Below are 18,835 nucleotides of genomic sequence, written 5' to 3' on the forward strand. Positions count from 1 at the left end.
GTCACCGAAAGGTGACCGGCCGCCGTCGGGCGTTTAAGACCGTGTCCTTCACGACTCCCAAAGGATTTCGTCATCCACCACGCCGTCTTCATCGGCGGCCACTACCAGCAGCTCATCCGTGAAGTGCGAGCCGAGGGTGAAGTCCAGGACGAAATAGCGCTCGGGCTGGCCAGGGTAGATGGCCACATGACCCAGTTTGAGGGCTTTCAGGAAGACGTCGTTGGTGAGCTGGGACTTGTCCCTGACCCCGAAAACGGATTCGAGCTGCTCTTCCTTGAGCTGGGAACTATGGAAATGCAGGAACTGCTGCGGATTGGTGCCGTCCTGGTCCAGCTCATCGGCGATCATCTCCCGGACCTGGTCAACCAGCTCCGGCAGGAAGCGCAAGCGGTAGTCCACCTTGTGCATGGCAGCCTCGTCGAAATGGTCATGCGCCGTGACGTTGAGGTCCAGCTCAAGCTGATTGCCGCCGAGTTCGTGTTTGGTCACGAAGCAATGTTCACGCCCGTGATTGAGCTCGATCTCCCCAAAATGTGTGCTTGCTACCTTGCCCATGTGATCAATCTAACCCCAACATCGGGCCGGTTCCAGCAATTGGGAAGAATTCACCTCCGACGCTGCGGACCCTTGACAGGCGCTGATTTCAGGGGATGCAAACCGCTCTTTTCGGAGGTGCCGCGGAGGGTGTCGGCAAGGAGCTGCGTAAACAGTTGGACTTGCGCTGTGCGCTTTTCATTGATGAGCAGCGCAAACACGTTACGCGCCAGCCGGATGTCCGGGACGTCAAGGACCACGACACCGGGTGGCCTGTTGCGCAGCGCCAGTTCCGGTACCAGCGAGGCACCCAAGCCAGCCGCGGTCATCTCCAGGCTGGCGTGGAAATCGTCACTGTAAGCCACGACGCGGGGGTGCAGGTTGCAGCTGGCGAACAAGCGTTCGATCACCAAGGCGTCGCTGGTGCCCGGATGGTGGACGATCCACGGCATGTCCGAGAGGTGTGCGGCCTCAATCTCGGCATCCTCGCGGATTTTCCATGAAGCGGGCAGCACCACGCGGAAGTCATCGTCGCCGATCCATTGCCGCTCCAGGGAATGTGGCCAGGCCAATCCGGACTGGCCCACCTGGTACACGAGGGCGACGTCCAATTCTCCGCCACTGCGCAGTCCCTGGATGGTCTGTGCCGGCTCAGCGACTGATACCCGCAGCTCGATGCCCAGCCCGCTCCACCGCTCATTCTTCAGGATGTCCGGGAGCACGTATGTGGCAAGGCTTGGGAAGATGCCCAGCCGCAATTCCTGGGCTGGCGCATCGTTGGTCCTTGATGCTGCCGCCATCAGCGCCTCGACGTCGGTCAGCACCTTTGAGGCGTGCCGCGTCATGGTGATGGCCGCCTCGGTGGGAATGACGCTCCTCGCCGAACGCTGGAACAGTTCCACGCCGGTGTCGCGTTCCAGTGCGGCCATCTGCTGGGAAACGGCGGAGGCTGTATAGCCAAGCTGCGCCGCCGCGGCCGCGAAGGAACCCAGCCGTGTGACCTCCATCAGGGTCCTGAGATGGAGAAGGTTGACCATCAGCTGTCCTTTTGCTCGATTCTTCCTGCCGGCATAGGGGAGCGGACTCCTCTGAAGCATCATGGAAACCGTACTCTGCGTTTGGCCACCAGCAAATCTGGGCGTCGGCGTTGTGTACGCCACGCCACATTTTCAAAGTGTCACGACACGCCGGAACCCGGCGACACGCTGGAGATTAAATGTGGCTAAGTAGTCCACAGGGTGTGGATTTCATCTCTCATTTTGGCGGAATTACGGACATTTTGAGGCACCTGCCCTGTGGACGAGCGGTGGATTGAATGACATACTTGTAATACATCATCTTGGGGTCCCGGCGAGGCGCTTGCACTACATGTAGTATCGGTTTACGGATTGAGCGGGAAACCAGCACAAGACTAAATAAGCGTGTTGGCTGCCACAGCAGCCTGCGGGCCGGTATCGGATTCAGTATTCAGTTCCGGTTGAGCCCGCCAGATACGAAGAGCGACAGACTTCAACTAAGGGGACAGGGATCATGACCGTTACGGTTTACACGAAGCCGGCCTGTGTTCAGTGCAACGCAACCTACCGGGCACTCGACAAGAAGGGCATTGCCTACCAGAGTGTCGACATCTCCCAGGATGCCGAGGCGCTCGAACGCCTCAAGGCGCTGGGTTACATGCAGGCTCCCGTCGTCGTGACCGAGCAGGACCATTGGTCTGGATTCCGCCCGGACAAGATCGAGGAACTGGCCCAGGCCGTTTCCTCCGTGGCCTAAGTTTCCTTTCGGACTTCGCCACCACAGCAAGCAAGAATTCCTATGTAGTCGAGGTGACTCCCATGGCACCGCTGGCAACGGCATCCGTGCGCAGTGACACGGACACTGTGACCACGAGGAGTCACCTCATCTACTTTTCCTCGACATCTGAGAACACCAAGCGCTTTGTCCAGAAATTGGGCAGGGATGCAGCGCGCATCCCGCTCTATGCGCACGATGCCCCGCTTCAAGCACTTGAACCCTTCGTCCTCGTCCTGCCGACTTACGGCGGGACGAACGGTGAAGGTTCAGTGCCCAAGCAGGTCATCAGGTTTCTCAACAACCCCCGGAACAGGGAACTGATCCGTGGTGTTATCGGTGCAGGAAACACCAACTTCGCGGACAACTTTTGCGCAGCGGGAGACATCATCGCCGCCAAGTGCAACGTGCCGCATCTCTACAGGTTTGAACTCATGGGGACGCCGGAAGACGTCGATCGGGTCAATCAAGGATTGGAAAAGTTTTGGACACTACTGTCGCAGAAACAGAAGTAACCGGGGGCGCTGTGGAAACGGCCAAGAAGCCACTGCCGGAGGCCTATAAGGGTCTGGGCTATCACGAGCTCAACGCCATGCTGAACCTGTATGGCCCCAACGGCGAGATCCAGTTTGAAGCAGACCGTGAAGCCGCGCACCAGTACTTCCTGCAGCACGTGAACAACAACACCGTGTTCTTCCACGACCTGGAAGAGAAGCTCGACTACCTGGTGAAGAACCAGTACTACGAGCGCGAAACCCTCGACCAGTACACGATGAACTTCATCCGTGAGCTCTTCAACCGTGCATACAAGAAGAAGTTCCGCTTCGAGACCTTCCTTGGCGCCTTCAAGTTCTACACGTCCTACACACTGAAGACGTTTGACGGCAAGCGCTTCCTTGAGCGCTACGAAGACCGCGTCTGCATGGTTGCCCTGCATCTTGCCCGCGGTAATGAAGAACTTGCCAGCCGCCTTGTTGACGAAATCATTGACGGCCGTTTCCAGCCCGCAACCCCCACCTTCCTGAATGCAGGCAAGGCCCAGCGCGGTGAGCTGGTCTCCTGCTTCCTGCTCCGCATCGAAGACAACATGGAGTCGATTGCCCGCGCCATCAACTCCGCGCTCCAGCTCTCCAAGCGCGGTGGCGGTGTAGCCCTTTCGCTCACCAACATCCGCGAGCACGGCGCCCCGATCAAGCAGATCGAAAACCAGTCCTCCGGCGTCATTCCCGTGATGAAGCTCCTCGAAGACAGCTTCTCCTACGCCAACCAGCTTGGTGCCCGCCAGGGTGCAGGTGCCGTTTACCTGCACGCCCACCACCCGGATATCCACCGCTTCCTGGACACCAAGCGCGAAAACGCTGACGAGAAGATCCGCATCAAGACGCTCTCCCTGGGTGTCGTCGTCCCGGACATCACGTTCGAGCTCGCCAAGAAGAACGAGGACATGTACCTCTTCTCCCCGTACGACGTCGAGCGCGTCTACGGTGTTCCCTTCTCCGACATTTCCGTCACGGAGAAGTACTACGAGATGGTTGACGATTCGCGGATCAAGAAGACCAAGATCAGCGCCCGTGAGTTCTTCCAGACCCTCGCGGAGATCCAGTTCGAGTCCGGCTACCCGTACATCATGTTCGAGGACACCGTGAACCGGGCCAACCCGATCGACGGCAAGATCACCATGAGCAACCTGTGCTCGGAGATCCTGCAGGTTTCCTCGCCGTCCATCTACGCCGAAGACCTCAGCTACGAGACCGTGGGTAAGGACATTTCCTGCAACCTCGGTTCCATGAACATCGCCAAGACCATGGACTCGCCGGACTTCGGTCTCTCGATCGAGACCTCCATCCGCGCCCTCAGCGCTGTTTCGGACATGTCCTACATCAACTCGGTGCCGTCCATTGCCCAGGGCAACGCCCAGAGCCACGCGATCGGCCTCGGCCAGATGAACCTCCACGGCTACCTTGCCCGCGAGCACGTCCACTACGGTTCCGAAGAGGGCCTGGACTTCACCAACATCTACTTCTACACGGTGCTGTTCCACGCTCTGCGCGCCTCCAACCGTCTGGCCATCGAGACCGGCCAGAAGTTCGGCGGCTTCGAGAAGTCCACCTACGCTTCCGGTGAGTTCTTCGACAAGTACACCGAGCAGGAATGGGTTCCGGAGACGGAGCGCGTCCGCGAGCTCTTCGCCGGCCACCACATCCCCACCCAGGATGACTGGCGCGAGCTGAAGGCTTCCGTCATGGAGCACGGTATCTACAACCAGAACCTGCAGGCCGTGCCGCCTACCGGTTCCATCAGCTACATCAACAACTCCACGTCCTCGATCCACCCGGTGGCCGCCAAGATCGAAATCCGCAAGGAAGGCAAGATCGGCCGCGTCTACTACCCGGCTCCGTACCTGACCAACGACAACCTGGAGTACTACCAGGATGCGTACGAGATCGGCTACGAGAAGATCATCGACACCTACGCAGCTGCAACGCAGCACGTGGACCAGGGCCTGTCCCTGACGCTGTTCTTCAAGGACACCGCCACCACGCGCGACATCAACAAGGCGCAGATCTACGCATGGCGCAAGGGCATCAAGACCCTTTACTACATCCGTCTCCGCCAGATGGCCCTTGAAGGGACCGAGGTTGAGGGCTGCGTTTCATGCGCGCTATGACGGTGGTACTCCACTGCTGGGGAAGCTGCGCTAAGTAGAAGTTAAAAGTTTGAGGGGCTGCGCGGAAACACAGCCCCTCAAAATGTCCCGCTAACGAGACGCTCCAAATGGTTACTCTGGAACGTCGAATGTATCAGGCTGTTCGGACGGAAGTCCAATGCTTGAAGCGGGATGGCAATGGTCGGTATCTCCGACTATTTCATCGACGCCGATCTTCGGCAGAAGGGAGCCTACAGTGGCTCAGAAAATTGCTCGCGACGCCAGGTCCGGCGAGTTTGTACGCATGGCGGTCGCTGCGCGACGTCCGTCCACTACGACTGTGGAGTTCGTAGGGTCGGATACCGGCAATTCACGCTCGGTCAACCGGTCGGCCGACTCAGGTCGCTTTGTTACAGCCGCAGCCGCTAAGCGCAACCCCGGCGGAACCATCAAGCAGAAGGTCTAGCCTTCTGTGCTTGCTGGTACGGTCGCGTGGAACCGTGGCCGTACCAGCAACTAGTATTTATCAGAGTTCAGTGGGCTGATCCCGTAAACAGCCGTCAGGTGGAGGAAGAAAATGACCGAGAAGGTTAAGCTGCTTAGCCATGTCGAAGCGATCAACTGGAACAAGATCCAGGATGACAAGGACGTGGAAGTCTGGAACCGACTGGTCAACAACTTCTGGCTGCCGGAGAAAGTGCCGCTGTCCAACGACGTCCAGTCGTGGCACACGCTGACGCCGGATGAGCAGCAGCTCACCATGCGTGTTTTCACTGGCCTCACCCTGCTGGACACCATTCAGGGCACGGTCGGCGCTGTTTCGCTGATTCCGGATGCGCTGACTCCGCACGAAGAGGCCGTGTACACCAACATCGCCTTCATGGAGTCGGTGCACGCGAAGTCGTACTCGTCCATCTTCTCCACTCTGTGCTCCACCAAGGAGATTGACGATGCCTTCCGCTGGTCCCTCGAAAACGAGAACCTGCAGAAGAAGGCGCAGATCGTTATGGACTACTACCAGGGCGATGACCCCCTGAAGCGCAAGGTTGCCTCCACGCTGCTGGAGAGCTTCTTGTTCTACTCGGGCTTCTACCTGCCCATGTACTGGTCTTCGCGTGCGAAGCTCACGAACACGGCCGACCTCATCCGCCTCATCATTCGCGACGAAGCCGTGCACGGTTACTACATCGGCTACAAGTTCCAGAAGGGCTTGGAGAAGGTTTCCGAGGCCCGCAAGCAGGAAATCAAGGATTACACGTTCGAGCTGCTCTTCGAGCTGTATGAAAACGAAGTCCAGTACACCCACGACCTCTACGACGGAGTCGGCCTGGCCGAGGACGTCAAGAAGTTCCTGCACTACAACGCCAACAAGGCCCTCATGAACCTCGGCTACGAGGCCATGTTCCCGGCTTCCGTCACTGACGTGAACCCGGCCATCCTTTCGGCACTCTCCCCGAACGCTGACGAGAACCACGACTTCTTCTCTGGCTCGGGCTCTTCCTACGTGATTGGCAAAGCTGTCAACACTGAGGATGAGGACTGGGAGTTCTAGGTCCCGCGTTAAGATCACCGATGTGTATAAACGCGGGTCCTAACAGTTCCTCGGCTGTATATCTCCTAGTAATCCGCTGCCGAGGGCAACCTCTCATCAAAGCCGGATCGTGATCTCAAAATCAGCCACGCCTGCAGATGTGTAAGCTAGACCGCTCGCAGTTGAATTCCATGCCGTGTCAGCCGTAATGCTGTTAAATCCTGTTTCGCTCCGTCATGATGCCTGCTCGACCGATGCGCCTTTGAATGAAAGAGTTTGAATTGAACGAACCCACTCTTCAGCTGTTCCTTCCGGATCGCTTCGATGTGCTCCGTGGTCGCGAGGAACTGGACTCGATAGTGATGCCAGTGGAAGCCGGGCTTCATATGATTGATGAGCAGTTCAGCGACCTCGTGAACTCTGGTTTCGGTGCCATGATTATATTGCGTGGCTTGAGCGGAGCTGGAAAAACGACATTTCTTGACACTGTCCCGATGTTCCGTCCTGATGTCGTTACGGTGCGAATTCCGTTCGGCCAGAGCGTTATAGAGGCGCTGGAAGCGTTGGATGCTGCGGACGAGTATCGACTTATCATTATTGAAGGTCGGGAAGCGTTGGGGAGAATTGCCACGAGTGAAATAGAGGAGGGACTGCACGCTATAAACTCATTCCTTCGTGCTCCGGCCGGACGGACATCGCTAGTGGTCTGGCCAACGAACACGGATGATTTAGCGGAAAAGCTTACTTCGATTGCTGAAAGCATCGGAGCTAGTGCCCTAATCGGCACGGAGGAAGTAGTCTACAAATTTGACGGGCCCCCGTCGACGGACTGGCTCTCGATCGCAGAGCAAACGACGGCTGCCTTGAATTCTGGGGCGTCCCTTTCGGCCTATGGTATTTCGTCTGAAGAGGCTGAAGACCTAACGCGTCTATCCAACACGCTCGGCGCCTATCTCAAACGTGTCCGTAAAAAGGGGAATGCAAATACGGGTACAGCGAGTGTGTTATCAGCTGCGGAACGTTGCCGGGTCTGGACTGTAGTTATCACTGGAGAATCCGATAGTGAGGGAGATGTTGCGGCTCTCACTCGCGGAGGATTCTCACAGGTCGATATCGACCGTCTGTTCACCTCCACTGGTGCGAACGCACTGGCCGATATGAAGAAGCAACCCGAACGCTATGGGCTGCTTGGCATGGTTTTGGACGCCCGGATTATTCATGTCGATCCCTTGACGGCTCTTGCGGTTGCACGGTCTTATGCTGACGAGAAATTAAGAGAAGCTATGACCCAGCGGAAGATGGACACAAAGCCAGATGGTAAAGCTATAGATCGCATCTCAAGCAGCCAGTTGGGCCTCCTTCTTCAAGGCCAACAGCTTGGAACGCGGAAGCGGGGACCTAAAGAAGGAAGTAACACTAAGGCCGCAATGGCCAATCTCCTTGACATCGCGCGGACGAAAGATTCGTGGCCAAATAAGGCTTTCGGTGAAGCTCTTCTGGACGCAGGGATCATTGAGAACTATAAAGTTGAGGAAACTTTGACGGCTAACGGTACTTCGCGGCGGACCGATCTGTACGTTGAGCGCGAGGGCCAGGGCTTCCGCCTAGAATTCATGTGGCGGACATCGACTGGGCGTGCAGACATCGCAAATTATGTCGCGGGCAAGCTGGTCAACTACGGCCGGATAACTGGCTACTTGACGTAAACCCCATGTGACTCAGCCTTTCGCGCCGATGCCCACAGGCAGGAAGAGCATGTTAACAACTCGGTCCAAACTGGCGCCGCAATCGAGCGGCCTCGCTTGCCCGCTCCTCCTCCAATGTTTCGAAGCTCGGCAGGCTCGCCAGCAACTCTCACCGCAACGTCCTTGCTGCCGGCAGAGCCCTTTCAGTCTTCAGCCATCTGTGCGCGTTGAGACTGCGGCTAACAGAGCGACAGGACATCACCATGAAGTCAGAAGCCGGATCGACGAACTTCGACGAAACGGCCACTCGCTTGTTATCTTGTGCAGTGTGGCCCTGGCACCCGCAGCGAGTCTAGTGGGCGCGAAAGTGTTGGCCGGCCAGTGCTCGGCCTCAAGGAATTCGGTACTGCCTGGCTGACGTTTCACTGTTCTGGATTTCCGTGCCCAGAATTTCTCGATCGTACGTAAATCTCAACGCTGTGTAGTCGAGCATCAACGGTACCCATCACGGTAGAACTAACGACGAATGACATAGTAAACCAATGGACAGTCGAGAGTCGCAGCCAGCGAAGTCGCCAATGTTCTGCCAGCCGCGGGGGCATCTTCAGTTTGCCGGGCGGGAAACCCCAGGCGAAAAGACGGCTCTTCGTGGTTGGTAGGGAATTGAGTTCGTGTCGTTGAAGACAAAGGGGCCCGTGGCCCTGCTGGGATGAGTGTGTCTAAGCATTCAACCTGGAACAGGACCACGAGCCTTGATCGAGCCTACCGGGGTCGCAGCCGACGCTGCTACCATCCTCTTCAACCTTCCCGACTACCACGTCATCTCCACCACAATCACTGCCGGCCGCCGGCAGGTCATCGTTGAAACCAATCAGCCGCCGGGCTGCCCGGGCTGCGGTGTCGTTTCTTCCCGGCGGAAGGAACGCCGTCTCCAGCGGCTGAGGGATATTCCTGTTGCCGGGCCGGTGGAGGTGTTGTGGTCCAAGTACCGCTGGTACTGCGAAGAGCCGGAAAGGCTGGCAGGTAGAGCGTGGACGCAGCCAGCCAGTTAAAGGGAGTGCCTCGATGTTGATCCCAGATGAGGTAGTCCGTAGGACACGACCGCAAACTGCCGAATGAACTTCCCCCGTCGCCTCAGTAGAAGCACTAGCCTTTGCAAATCCCACCGCTCCATTTGGAAGCTCTTCCGAATCGATCTGCAACTCACTATAGCCCGGCATGTCTCCGAGCACGCCGGCTATTTCTTTAGAGGAAGGTGGCTTGGATTCCCAAGGAACCGAACATGCCAGTCAACATGGTTCTCGTGTTTTCGACAGCCTGTTCCCGTAGGCTTGATTCCTCGGCAGCGGAAGTGAGCTTCGTCTCGGCGAGTTTGAAGAACTCGGCCTGCTGAGGCGCCTCCATGGCGTCGGCGATCCGATCCACGACGCCGCGGTCCTGGCTGAAGACATAGGACCGATCGTGGTCCAAATTGGGTTTGTCTAGAACTGGCTCGGGCAACCGCACAGTCACCGACTTCCCATCCGCGGCCAGGGTGAGGTCATTGTCTGAGAATCCAGATAGATCGACATAAGCGTTGACCGTGCCAGCGGCGACAAACAGGGTCCGCCGCCCGGCAATGAGGGCAGGGATCCCCGCGACGTTGTCCTCGATGTCCAGTACTGTTTCGAAGTTGCCCACGGCAGCATGGTACTGGCTGATGTCCTTGATCGACTTCAACAGGGAAGGCTGGCTCCGGTCGTTCCGCTGCGACTGGAACGGGCTGAAACCTGTCATATTCAATACGCCGACTACGGCGAATGCCACGACGAGAACGCCAATCAGCACCACCAGGATGCGCCTGATCATTAGAGGTGCGTCCTTTGTGGCGCGCCGGCCTTCGCTGCCGAAAGCCGTGCACGATCCAGTCCTCGAAGGATTAGTTCACTCGCAACTCCGAGGCCAAGTAGCATCAGGAGGGTGCCGTTCCGGGCGGAACTGGCGGCGATATAGGTGTTTTGCGAGGCTGTGATAGCGGCAATATCGTTGGCGTACCAGCCGTTTACCACCGATTGTTGCGGAGCTCCCTTGGTTTCTCCGTTATCGACCTCGTTCTTGACGCTTGCAGCGGCGAGGTCCGACTTCCACTCGGACGGGCTGCCGGCGTCGACAACAGCAGGCCCGGTGCCGATCCAAGTCCAAATGAAAAGCAATCCGAGGATTGCACCCAGAATGACTCGTGTTAGCTGGACTGGGCCCGCCGTTGCAGCAAAGGTTTTGAATCGTCCTTGCTTCTTGCCGGGGTTGGCCTGCGGAGCCGACTCCGGGACCGGCGGAACAGCCGGGTTGTAGCCTGTGGATGTATCGTATGATGACATGATTTCCCCATTTTGTCCTTGGTAACAACTGCCTCGTGGCAGGAGATCTTGTTTCTAGAGACGCGCTTCAACAAAGCGAGGCGCCATGGACTCCATCTGCTCCATGACCTGCTTGATGGCCTCGGGCTGCTTGTCGGGCGGATATCCGAAGCGGACCAAAAGCCGTTTGATCGAGGAACGAAGTTTCGCCCGGACGTCGTCGCGCACGGTCCAGTCTGTGCGAACGTCCCGACGCATGACAGCGACCAACTCACGAGCGATGTCAGCCAGAACCCCTTCGCCCTGGACTTCCACGGCTGACTCGTTCTGTGCGACGGCGTCGTAGAACGCGAGTTCGTCGGGGTTCAGTGGCGGAGTAAACTGCTCCCCGCGCTTTCCCTCAGCGGCCACCTCACGGGCCAACTCCACGAGTTCGGCAATAACCTCGGCTGAGGTCAATTGCTGGTTCGTGTACTTCTTCATTAGGTCGGTGATCCGTTCCGAAAACGCTCGCTGCCGGATCACATTGTTCCGAGTGGAAGACGCAGATTCCTCGGCAATCAATTTCCGCAGTGCCTCGATAGCCAGCTGGGGGTTCCGTGCCTTCTGCGTCTTGGCGATGAACTCGGGCGTCAGATCATCCAGTGACGGCTTGGGCATGCCTGCCGCATCGTAAATATCCAGTACCTCACTGGAAGACGTCGCGGACGCAATCAGGTTTCCCAGCAGCCGCTGGATCTCCTCCGGCACTGGTTCACCGCTGGCCTGCCGATCGGCGGCGTCGTACTTCGCCATCCAAACTCGGATTTCCTCGTAGACCTGGATCTCCGGTCGCAGCTCGGCGAGAGTATCCGAGCCAGAGCACAACGCCCATGCCCGGGACAGCTGACCGGAGAATTTGCGGTACTTCGCGGCGAGTGACTCTTCCCCATCCACGGGCTGATTACCGGGAGTAGCCGGATTCCGCAGGTAGCTGACCGCTCCGGTTACGGCGTTGAGGAGGGCCTTTGGTCCGCCCTTCATCAGCACGGATTTCCAGTCATGGCCCGCCAACAAAGAGCGCAAAGTCTCCACCAAGGAAATCGTCAGGCCGACAGCCTCGTCGATGTTCTTGCCCACCGGCTTGTTCGCCTGGTCCGACTGCGTGTACTCGCTCAGCGCCTTGGCAAGGTTCTCGGCCAGAGGCGCGTACGCCACCAGCAGCCCGTCCTCCTTGCCGCGGAACGTGCGGTTAACCCGAGCAAGCGTCTGCATCAACAGTGCACCCTTCAGCGGCCGATCGAGGTACAGGGTGTGCAGCGGGGGAGAGTCGTAGCCGGTGAGCATCATGTCCTTGACGATCACCAGTTCCAACTCGTCGTCGACGTCCTTGAGGCGTTCCTTCACCTGCGCGTTCAACGAATCGCGGCGTACATGGTTGGACACTGGCGGCACATCAGTCGCGTCCCCCGAGTACACCACCTTGATCTTGCCCTTGGATAGGTCGTCCGAATGCCAGTCCGGCCGCAGTGCCACGATGGCCGAGTAGAGGTTCGCGCAAATCTCCCGCGTGCCGCCCACGATCATCGCCTTGCCCGGCGCCTCAATGAACTTGAGCATCCGTTCGCGCCGGTTCTCCCAATGGGCCACAAGATCTTCGGCTAGGGCGGCGATGCGTTGCGGTGCACCGTACACAGCATTGACGACGGCGACGCTCGCCTCGATGCGTGCGCGTTCGGTATCATCGAGCCCCAGCGTCAACTCGTCAGCGGACTTGTCCAAGTCCTCCTCGGTGACGCCTTCATTCAGTCCCACCTTGATCAGCCGCGGCTCGAAGTACACCGGCACAGTTGCGCCATCTTCTACGGCACGGGACAGATCGTAGATGTCAATGTAGTCACCGAAGACTTCTTGCGTGTTCCGGTCATCAAACGAAATGGGCGTTCCTGTGAATGCGATCAGCGTGGCGTGAGGGAGTGCGTCGCGCAGGTGTCGAGCGTACCCGTCCAGATCGTCGTAGTGAGAGCGGTGCGCCTCATCCACGACGACGATGATGTTGCGCCGGTTGGACAGCAGCGGGTGGTCCGCGCCGGCGTCCTTTTCGGACTTGCTGCGACCGAACTTCTGCAGCGTCGTGAAGTAGATGCCGCCGGTGGTCCGGTTGCTCAGTTCATCGCGTAGCTCGGAGCGCTTCTTGATCTGCTTGGGCGACTCGGCGAGGAGCAGGCTGCGATCGAACCCGTCGAACAGCTGGCCATCCAGTTCATTCCGGTCGGTGATAACAACAACGGTGGGGTTCTTCAGCTTTGGTTGGCGCGCAACCATGTTGGCGTAAAGTTCCATTTCCATGGACTTGCCAGACCCTTGAGTGTGCCAGACGACACCGGCCTTGCCGTTGCTCTCTACGGCCAGGACAGTACTGGCCACGGCCTTGGTCACGGCGTAGTACTGGTGCGGCTTGGCAATGCGCTTGGCTAGGCCGCCCGATCCCTGGTCGAACGCTGTGAAGTTGCGGACCAGCTGCAGAAAGCGTTCTTGGTTGTAGAGGCCATCCAACGCGGTATCCAGTGCGGTCACCGCATCGCCATCGACCATGTAGCCCTGTGGAACGGGCACGCCGTCGTCATCCACATTCCAGGGTGAGAAGTGGTTGAAGGGGGTGAAAGGCGTTCCATATTTGGCTTGGATTCCGTCGCTGGCGAGCGTGAAGACGCAGAAGCGGAACGCCATGGGGAATTCGCGGAGGTAGGTCTGGAGCTGGGCGTGGGCGCCGGGGAGGTCGGCGTGGGCGCTGCCGGCCTTTTTTAGTTCGATGATGCTGACGGGCATACCGTTGCAGTAGAGCACGATGTCGAAGCGCCGATTATAGTCGCCTTGCACCAAGGTGACTTGATTGACGGCGAGCCAGTCGTTCTGGTCCGGCGACTGGCTGAGAAGCCGGATCGTCGGGTTGGCTTCGTTGCCGTCGGAGTCGATGTAGTTCAGCCGGTAGCCGTCGACCAGACAGCTGTGGATGCGGTTGTTCTCAGCCATTGCATCGTTTGACTTGGGTGATGCGATCTCAGCCATCGCCTGCTGCATGTACTGAGCAGGGACCTCCGGATTGAGCCGTTGGAGCGCGGCAAGCAGACGCGGACGTATCAGGAGCTCCGACCAGGACTCGCGTTCCCCGTTGCCAGGCGCGATCGCTTGGCCCTCCATCGGCTTCCAGTCCAACTCGCCGAGTCGCTCCTTCGCGACGCCCTCCCAATCGGCTTCCGAAAACGCTACTGCTGGTGCCGTCACGGTGATCCCCCAATTCCATCTATTCTCAATACTCAGGCTTCGGGCTGTCCCCAAGCGCCCGCTACAAGCGCACTGCGCGTCTACACACCGGCGTTCTCCAGGACCTTCTCCGCATCTTTGACGCGGAGCTTGCCGGACATGAGCTGGGGGAGAAGTGCATCGCGGGTTGCGGCGAGGGCACGGTTCTCTTGATACAGCGAGTGGAGTTGTTCCCGCAGAGGTTCGGCAAGTTGCTCAAAGGAACGCTGGCTTGCTTCGTCAGACACTGGCACCAACGCTTCCCCGAACATGTCGGCGCGCACGGCTGGATAAGCGCTGCCCTCCGCCACAGTCTCCAGGTAGGACGTGAACTCCGGCCGACGGGTGACTTCGTAAAGGTAAGCCCAGCCAACGGTCCGTGCACTCAGGACGGCCAGGCCAGTAGAACCTACCAGTAACGGATCATTGGAGAGGTTGAGTGCATGAGACCGTCGATTCGGGCGCACGGTTGACCACAGAATGTCCCCTTTGCGGATAGCCCGGCGAGCTCGTGACGGTGCGGCGGCCCAGGGGGTAGCAGGTGGGAACACGTAAGAACCCACTCCGACTGAGGCGATGTCCACGTATCTGAGCAGTCCGCCAGGGGAGGGCTTCAAAGTCGACCTATTTACTTCAGCAAGGTCGCTGAGTCGAACAAGTTGGGTTTGGGCATCAACAATTGACTCAAATTTCGTTGCCAGCAGATCATCCGCGGTGGCAGCGAGTTTGGTGTTGGCGGTGATTTTGTCGTCGAGGGCACCCAAGACGTCCGCAATCGATTGTTGCTCTTTGATCTCCGGGAAAGTAACAACGAGGTTGCTGAGATCGGCCTTGGTGAGTGCATTCCGCGTTCCCCCGCTGCTTATAGAAAGCAATTTGTCCTTCAACGATGGATTCACCAGGAATCGTTGAAGGAACCTCGGGTCGAGATCGGATGTTGTTCGGAGGATTGCGACATGTTGATTGACCCTGGCGGGTAAAATTTCGGGGTCCACAACGGAGCACCGTGCTATGGAGTCGCCGGTAATGTTAATCAGAACATCTCGTTCTTCTACCGTGACGCCCTGAAGGGCGCGGGCTGCCTCGTCAGTTATGTATGCAATATCCTGATTTTTCATCATGTTGTCGAGCACGTTCTGGGAGCGGATAAGTGCGACGCCGGACATTTGATACACGTTTGACCCGCCCCTAGGCGTAGCCCCTGAACCAATCTTAGTTGTGAGCGCGCCAAGTTTCTTTGCAGACCAGCCGTTCACGAAACCCGTCCCAACTGCGCGCGCACAGCAGCCGCCAGCCGCTCGGACTCTTCGAACTGTTCCAAGAGATCCTTTGAAAGCCGCGCAATCTTTTCCTCGATCGGCTCGCCGTCGTCCTCCACCTCAGCCGCACCCACGTACCGCCCAGGGGTCATTGCGTAGTCCGCAGCTTTTATCTCGGCAAGTGAAGCCGAGTAGCAGAAGCCCGCCTCGTCGTCGTACGTCAACCCTGCTTCAACAGCGGAAGCGGTGCCGCGCCATGCGTGGTAGGTGTTGGCGACCTTGGCGATGTCGCCGTCGGACAGGGCACGCTCGGCACGGTCCACCATGTGGCCCAGGTTCCGGGCGTCGATGAAGAGCACCTGACCAGTCCGGTCCACCGAGCCACGTGGGCCGGCTGTCTTGTCCTTCGCAAAGAACCATGTGCAGACCGGAATGCCGGTGCTGCGGAACAGCTGGGTGGGCAGCGCCACCATGCAGGAGACAAGGTCGGCTTCCACCAGCTGGGCACGGATCTCGCCTTCGCCTCCGGAGTTGGAGGACATGGAGCCGTTAGCCATGACCACGCCGGCGCTGCCGCCGGGTGCCAGTTTGGAAACAATGTGCTGGATCCAGGCGTAGTTGGCGTTGCCGGCCGGCGGGACGCCATACTTCCAGCGCGGGTCGGACTCAGAGCGGGTCCAGTCCTTGATATTGAACGGCGGGTTGGCCATGATGAAGTCCGCGCCGTTGTTCCCAGTGAGCTCCGGGTGCTGGTCGCGAGCGAACGTGTCGCCCCAGCGCGAGGCAAGATTGGCGTTGAGGCCGTGGATGGCCAAGTTCATCTTGGCCATCCGCCAGGTGCGCTCATTGAGCTCCTGGCCGTACACGGAAATGTCTGAGCCCTCCAGGTGGTGCGCCGCCAGGAATTTCTCGGCTTGGACAAACATGCCGCCCGAACCGCAGCAGGGGTCATACACGCGCCCGCGGTGCGGCTCCAGCACCTCAACAAGGACTCGGACTACCCCGGCAGGCGTGTAGAACTCGCCGCCGCGCTTGCCTTCAGCCTTCGCGAACTTTTCCAGGAAGTATTCGTACACCTCGCCGAGCAGGTCGCGAGCCTTGCTGGCACCCTGACCGGTGAACCGTGCGGAGTTGAACAGGTCCAGTAGCTCGCCTAGACGGCGTTGGTCCACGTTGTCCCGGTTGTAGATCTTGGGCAGCGTGGCGGCCAGGCTCTTGTTGTCCTGCATGATGAGCTCCATGGCCTCATCGATCAGAAGGCCAATGGACTTGGGCGCGGCGGCGTCCACTGAGTCAAGGCCCTTGGCGTTCTCCGCGAGGTAGGTCCATCGTGCCCGGGGTGCCACCCAGAACACGCCGCGGCCGGTGTACTCGTCCACGTCGTCGATCAGCTGGGCGATCTGCTCCTCGTTGAGGCCCTCGGCTTCCAGCTCGGCCTGAACCTGTTCGCGCCGTTCCTCAAAAGCGTCCGAGACGTACTTCAGGAACACCAGCCCCAGGATCACGTCCTTGTACTGTGAGGCATCCATTGAGCCGCGAAGCTTGTCCGCCGCTTTCCAGAGTGTGTCCTTGAGTTCCTTCATAGTGGACGGGGCGAGGTCCACCTTCACTTTCGGGGGCATTATGCAGTTCCTTCTTCTGGTACGGCGGTGGAAATGGGGTCTGTCAGGGTGAGGCTTCCGCCCGCTACGCCGTCCGTAATCAGGGTAGCGAGTTCTTCCAACTGTTTGAGCCGTTCGCGGGCCTGGGCCTGCTCGTGGTGCAGCAGCTGCAGGGCGTTATTAAGGGCCTGGCGCTGAGATTCGCCTGTGCGGCGCAGTTGCCAGTTGCGCCAAGTCTTGTCTGCCCGGTTGAGGTTGTTGATGTCTTTTGCGACGACGGCGGGTAGCAGGCCCCCCGGGTCACCTTGGTCAATCCTCAGGATCCGGGCCGGAAAGACGACGACGGCGCCGCCCTCCGCGTCCACCATTGCTGCGGGCCGCGGGCTGGTACAGAATACAACGTCGCCCGGTTCGGTCAGCCGTCCGGCGGGGTAGTTGGCGGCGAAGTCCAGCAGGTTAATGAAGCGCGGTGGGGCACCGTGCGGGGCCAGCAGTTCCTGCCGGCCTAGAATCCTGCTTCCCCCGGTCGTATTGAGGTGCATTTCATTGACCCGGATGCCTTTGACGTATTTTAGGTATCCGGAGTCCATGAGTTCCCGCGCCGAGGCTGCGGTGAGGGAGGAATGGACGGCCGCAGGCTGAGCACTGAGAAGCTTGGTGTCGCTAGCTGCCTCTGTGGCAAGGGTCCTGACAAGTTCGTCGATGCGGAGTGCAGCCTCGGCGCCGGGCGCTGCCGTCCACGTTCTTTTGGACGGCAGGTTGACCAGGGCGCCGGTTCCGGCAAGAAGAGTGCGGGTCTGCACCAGCCGGGCGAACCGGAAGGAATGTGCCCGGATGGTGGCGAGGCTGCCCATCGACGCGGCGACGTCGCTGATAAGGTCCTGGTTCACATCGACGGTCAGCCGTGTGGTGCTGAGGTCTGCGACCATGGTCCACCGGTCTGCGATGGGTACGTCGGCAAAAGACGGCCCCAAGACCCACAGTGCCTGCGGCTCTCGTGGCTTTGCCCGGAGGAGCCCAGCGGTGAGCCGAATGATGGCCCTTACCCGACCGGACCGCAGCAGATCGGCACGGATGTTTCCCGCCTCACCCCCAAGAACGTCTGTCAAGACCCGGGCAGGTGCGATCACCACCGCGCGCTGGGCGTCATCCATTTGCAGCACAATGTTCTCGATGCCGGACAAACTGCCCTTGGTGTCCAGCCCGGGCTGGCCGGGTGCAGGATACTGCGCCACGTGGACGGCGGGACCTGTGACCGTAAAGGCCCCCTTGGCGTCAACCCTAACGGGCCAACTTTCCGTACAATGCACCGCCAAGCGCCGGTGCGCCAAACGCGAGGCACCGCCGTCGTGATCAGCTGCCAAAAAGGTGAGTGACTCTGATTCGCTGAACTGCTGGGCGATGCTAAGCATTACGTCGCTCCCGCCCGGCGTAGCGTCGACGAACACGGGCGTGCTGTCCAACGTAGCCGCGAGCTCTATGGCTGCGGTGCTGACGAGCTTGAGGGCTGCAGCGGTGAGAGCGGTGTCGGCGAGCTCCCTGTAGCCTTCCCTGAAGCGGCGCGTCAGCAGTTTTTCAAACGCCGCTTGTGCGCTGTATGCGCTGTCCGCCAACCTGTCGGCAAAGCTGGCCAGCCCGGGAAGTGCAGAGCCCAGGGCGTCGAGTTCCGAATAAAGGAACAGGTCATCGGGGTCAGCCTCGTCGGCCTCATCCAGCAGAACGCTTGCACTCCGGTTGCCCAGCACCTGTCCGGTGATGACTTTCAAGGCGAGCAGCGCGGTCAGGCCATCGAAGGTCTTGCGGCCGTCCTTCAGCGCAACGGTGGGCGTCGCGGGCTTGGCGTAAACGGCGACGTCGTTCCTTGCCTCAGGGTTGTTGCCCCGACCGGTCGCCTGCAACCATTCGACGATTTCGTCCGCGTTGAAGACTTCGACGCCGTCCGCGGTTTCTGCTGGTGCCGGGAAAGGCAGGGGCCCTCCGCTGCTCCGCTTCCGCCACATGGACACAACGGGGCGCTGAACCTGGGAGAGGGATGCGACATCCGACAGTGTCATGCGCAGTGTGTGCGCTGCTGCGTCCATTGCTGCCGCCTTCGATGAATGTTCCCACAGCCTAGCTGAAAGCCACACGAACACAGGATTTCTTTTGATAACCCCACTTATCAGCATC

16 protein-coding genes are annotated in these 18,835 nt (G+C 59.3%); 8 read left to right on the plus strand and 8 right to left on the minus strand.

All coding sequences use genetic code 11. The features are described 5' to 3' along the window. Positions 1 to 48: 48 nt before the first annotated feature. Both AB4Z15_RS21760 and AB4Z15_RS21765 read right to left on the minus strand, forming a co-directional pair. Positions 49 to 555 carry a DUF2004 domain-containing protein gene (locus AB4Z15_RS21760; RefSeq protein WP_223933081.1) on the minus strand — a complete coding sequence of 169 codons (507 nt, stop codon included), beginning with the start codon at positions 553 to 555 and terminating at the stop codon, positions 49 to 51. 50 nt (positions 556 to 605) lie between these two features. Beyond that, entirely contained in the window at positions 606 to 1,571 is a 966-nt protein-coding gene (locus tag AB4Z15_RS21765) for a LysR family transcriptional regulator (protein ID WP_442018915.1), read from the minus strand. Positions 1,572 to 2,064: 493 nt separating this feature from the next. Between AB4Z15_RS21765 and nrdH the strand changes: the two genes are divergently transcribed. The 7 genes from nrdH (at position 2,065) to AB4Z15_RS21800 (ending at position 9,240) form a co-directional block, all read left to right on the plus strand. Then, positions 2,065 to 2,307, plus strand: a complete 243-nt coding sequence (gene nrdH, locus AB4Z15_RS21770; protein ID WP_011775022.1) for a glutaredoxin-like protein NrdH — start codon at positions 2,065 to 2,067, stop codon at positions 2,305 to 2,307. Positions 2,308 to 2,369: 62 nt separating this feature from the next. Continuing rightward, the gene (gene nrdI, locus AB4Z15_RS21775; protein ID WP_442018916.1) at positions 2,370 to 2,840 is read left to right on the plus strand and encodes a class Ib ribonucleoside-diphosphate reductase assembly flavoprotein NrdI; all 471 of its coding nucleotides are present in this window, start codon (positions 2,370 to 2,372) and stop codon (positions 2,838 to 2,840) included. A gap of 11 nt (positions 2,841 to 2,851) precedes the next feature. Continuing rightward, positions 2,852 to 4,993, plus strand: a complete 2,142-nt coding sequence (gene nrdE / locus AB4Z15_RS21780) for a class 1b ribonucleoside-diphosphate reductase subunit alpha (RefSeq protein WP_442018947.1) — start codon at positions 2,852 to 2,854, stop codon at positions 4,991 to 4,993. Positions 4,994 to 5,228: 235 nt separating this feature from the next. Beyond that, on the plus strand, positions 5,229 to 5,438 hold the full coding sequence (locus AB4Z15_RS21785; RefSeq protein WP_442018917.1) for an ABC transporter ATP-binding protein: 210 nt from the start codon (positions 5,229 to 5,231) through the stop codon (positions 5,436 to 5,438). 111 nt (positions 5,439 to 5,549) lie between these two features. Continuing rightward, positions 5,550 to 6,524: a class 1b ribonucleoside-diphosphate reductase subunit beta gene (nrdF, locus tag AB4Z15_RS21790; protein WP_431115430.1), complete on the plus strand. Its 975-nt coding sequence runs from the start codon at positions 5,550 to 5,552 to the stop codon at positions 6,522 to 6,524. 245 nt (positions 6,525 to 6,769) lie between these two features. Further along, the gene (locus tag AB4Z15_RS21795) at positions 6,770 to 8,209 is read left to right on the plus strand and encodes a hypothetical protein (RefSeq protein WP_442018918.1); all 1,440 of its coding nucleotides are present in this window, start codon (positions 6,770 to 6,772) and stop codon (positions 8,207 to 8,209) included. A 731-nt stretch (positions 8,210 to 8,940) separates the two neighbouring features. Next, positions 8,941 to 9,240: a transposase family protein gene (locus AB4Z15_RS21800; protein ID WP_442018919.1), complete on the plus strand. Its 300-nt coding sequence runs from the start codon at positions 8,941 to 8,943 to the stop codon at positions 9,238 to 9,240. Positions 9,241 to 9,433: 193 nt separating this feature from the next. Here AB4Z15_RS21800 and AB4Z15_RS21805 read toward each other — a convergent pair whose 3' ends face one another. After that, positions 9,434 to 9,964, minus strand: coding sequence for a DUF4230 domain-containing protein (locus AB4Z15_RS21805; protein WP_442018948.1), 531 nt, complete (start codon positions 9,962 to 9,964; stop codon positions 9,434 to 9,436). 5 nt (positions 9,965 to 9,969) lie between these two features. On the opposite strand from AB4Z15_RS21805, the gene AB4Z15_RS21810 reads away from it, so the two are divergent. Further along, positions 9,970 to 10,032 carry a hypothetical protein gene (locus AB4Z15_RS21810; RefSeq protein WP_442018949.1) on the plus strand — a complete coding sequence of 21 codons (63 nt, stop codon included), beginning with the start codon at positions 9,970 to 9,972 and terminating at the stop codon, positions 10,030 to 10,032. Between the two features lie 3 nt (positions 10,033 to 10,035). Here the strand turns inward: AB4Z15_RS21810 and AB4Z15_RS21815 are convergent, their stop codons facing one another. The 5 genes from AB4Z15_RS21815 to AB4Z15_RS21835 all read right to left on the minus strand — a co-directional run bounded on the left by AB4Z15_RS21815 (position 10,036) and on the right by AB4Z15_RS21835 (position 18,747). Beyond that, complete coding sequence (locus tag AB4Z15_RS21815; RefSeq protein ID WP_442018920.1) at positions 10,036 to 10,545, minus strand: hypothetical protein; 510 nt, start codon at positions 10,543 to 10,545, stop codon at positions 10,036 to 10,038. A 54-nt stretch (positions 10,546 to 10,599) separates the two neighbouring features. Further along, positions 10,600 to 13,788 carry a type I restriction endonuclease subunit R gene (locus tag AB4Z15_RS21820; protein WP_442018921.1) on the minus strand — a complete coding sequence of 1,063 codons (3,189 nt, stop codon included), beginning with the start codon at positions 13,786 to 13,788 and terminating at the stop codon, positions 10,600 to 10,602. Between the two features lie 80 nt (positions 13,789 to 13,868). After that, complete coding sequence (locus AB4Z15_RS21825; protein ID WP_442018922.1) at positions 13,869 to 14,972, minus strand: restriction endonuclease subunit S; 1,104 nt, start codon at positions 14,970 to 14,972, stop codon at positions 13,869 to 13,871. An 86-nt stretch (positions 14,973 to 15,058) separates the two neighbouring features. Further along, positions 15,059 to 16,687, minus strand: coding sequence for a type I restriction-modification system subunit M (locus AB4Z15_RS21830; protein ID WP_442018923.1), 1,629 nt, complete (start codon positions 16,685 to 16,687; stop codon positions 15,059 to 15,061). Next, on the minus strand, positions 16,687 to 18,747 hold the full coding sequence (locus tag AB4Z15_RS21835) for a hypothetical protein (RefSeq protein ID WP_442018924.1): 2,061 nt from the start codon (positions 18,745 to 18,747) through the stop codon (positions 16,687 to 16,689). The genes AB4Z15_RS21830 and AB4Z15_RS21835 overlap by 1 nt, the downstream gene beginning before the upstream one ends. Positions 18,748 to 18,835: the final 88 nt, after the last annotated feature.

The organism is Paenarthrobacter sp. 2TAF44, assembly GCF_052114885.1.
GTDB lineage: Bacteria > Actinomycetota > Actinomycetes > Actinomycetales > Micrococcaceae > Arthrobacter.

What these genes read in the sequence shown, in the direction of transcription:
- AB4Z15_RS21760 (WP_223933081.1), bottom strand. Translation starts at nt 555, where the DNA reads ATGGGCAAGGTAGCAAGCACACATTTTGGGGAGATCGAGCTCAATCAC.
- AB4Z15_RS21765 (WP_442018915.1), bottom strand. Translation starts at nt 1,571, where the DNA reads ATGGTCAACCTTCTCCATCTCAGGACCCTGATGGAGGTCACACGGCTG.
- nrdH (WP_011775022.1), top strand. Translation starts at nt 2,065, where the DNA reads ATGACCGTTACGGTTTACACGAAGCCGGCCTGTGTTCAGTGCAACGCA.
- nrdI (WP_442018916.1), top strand. Translation starts at nt 2,370, where the DNA reads ATGGCACCGCTGGCAACGGCATCCGTGCGCAGTGACACGGACACTGTG.
- nrdF (WP_431115430.1), top strand. Translation starts at nt 5,550, where the DNA reads ATGACCGAGAAGGTTAAGCTGCTTAGCCATGTCGAAGCGATCAACTGG.
- AB4Z15_RS21795 (WP_442018918.1), top strand. Translation starts at nt 6,770, where the DNA reads ATGAAAGAGTTTGAATTGAACGAACCCACTCTTCAGCTGTTCCTTCCG.
- AB4Z15_RS21805 (WP_442018948.1), bottom strand. Translation starts at nt 9,964, where the DNA reads ATGACAGGTTTCAGCCCGTTCCAGTCGCAGCGGAACGACCGGAGCCAG.
- AB4Z15_RS21815 (WP_442018920.1), bottom strand. Translation starts at nt 10,545, where the DNA reads ATGTCATCATACGATACATCCACAGGCTACAACCCGGCTGTTCCGCCG.
- AB4Z15_RS21825 (WP_442018922.1), bottom strand. Translation starts at nt 14,972, where the DNA reads ATGTCCGGCGTCGCACTTATCCGCTCCCAGAACGTGCTCGACAACATG.
- AB4Z15_RS21830 (WP_442018923.1), bottom strand. Translation starts at nt 16,687, where the DNA reads ATGCCCCCGAAAGTGAAGGTGGACCTCGCCCCGTCCACTATGAAGGAA.
- AB4Z15_RS21835 (WP_442018924.1), bottom strand. Translation starts at nt 18,747, where the DNA reads ATGGACGCAGCAGCGCACACACTGCGCATGACACTGTCGGATGTCGCA.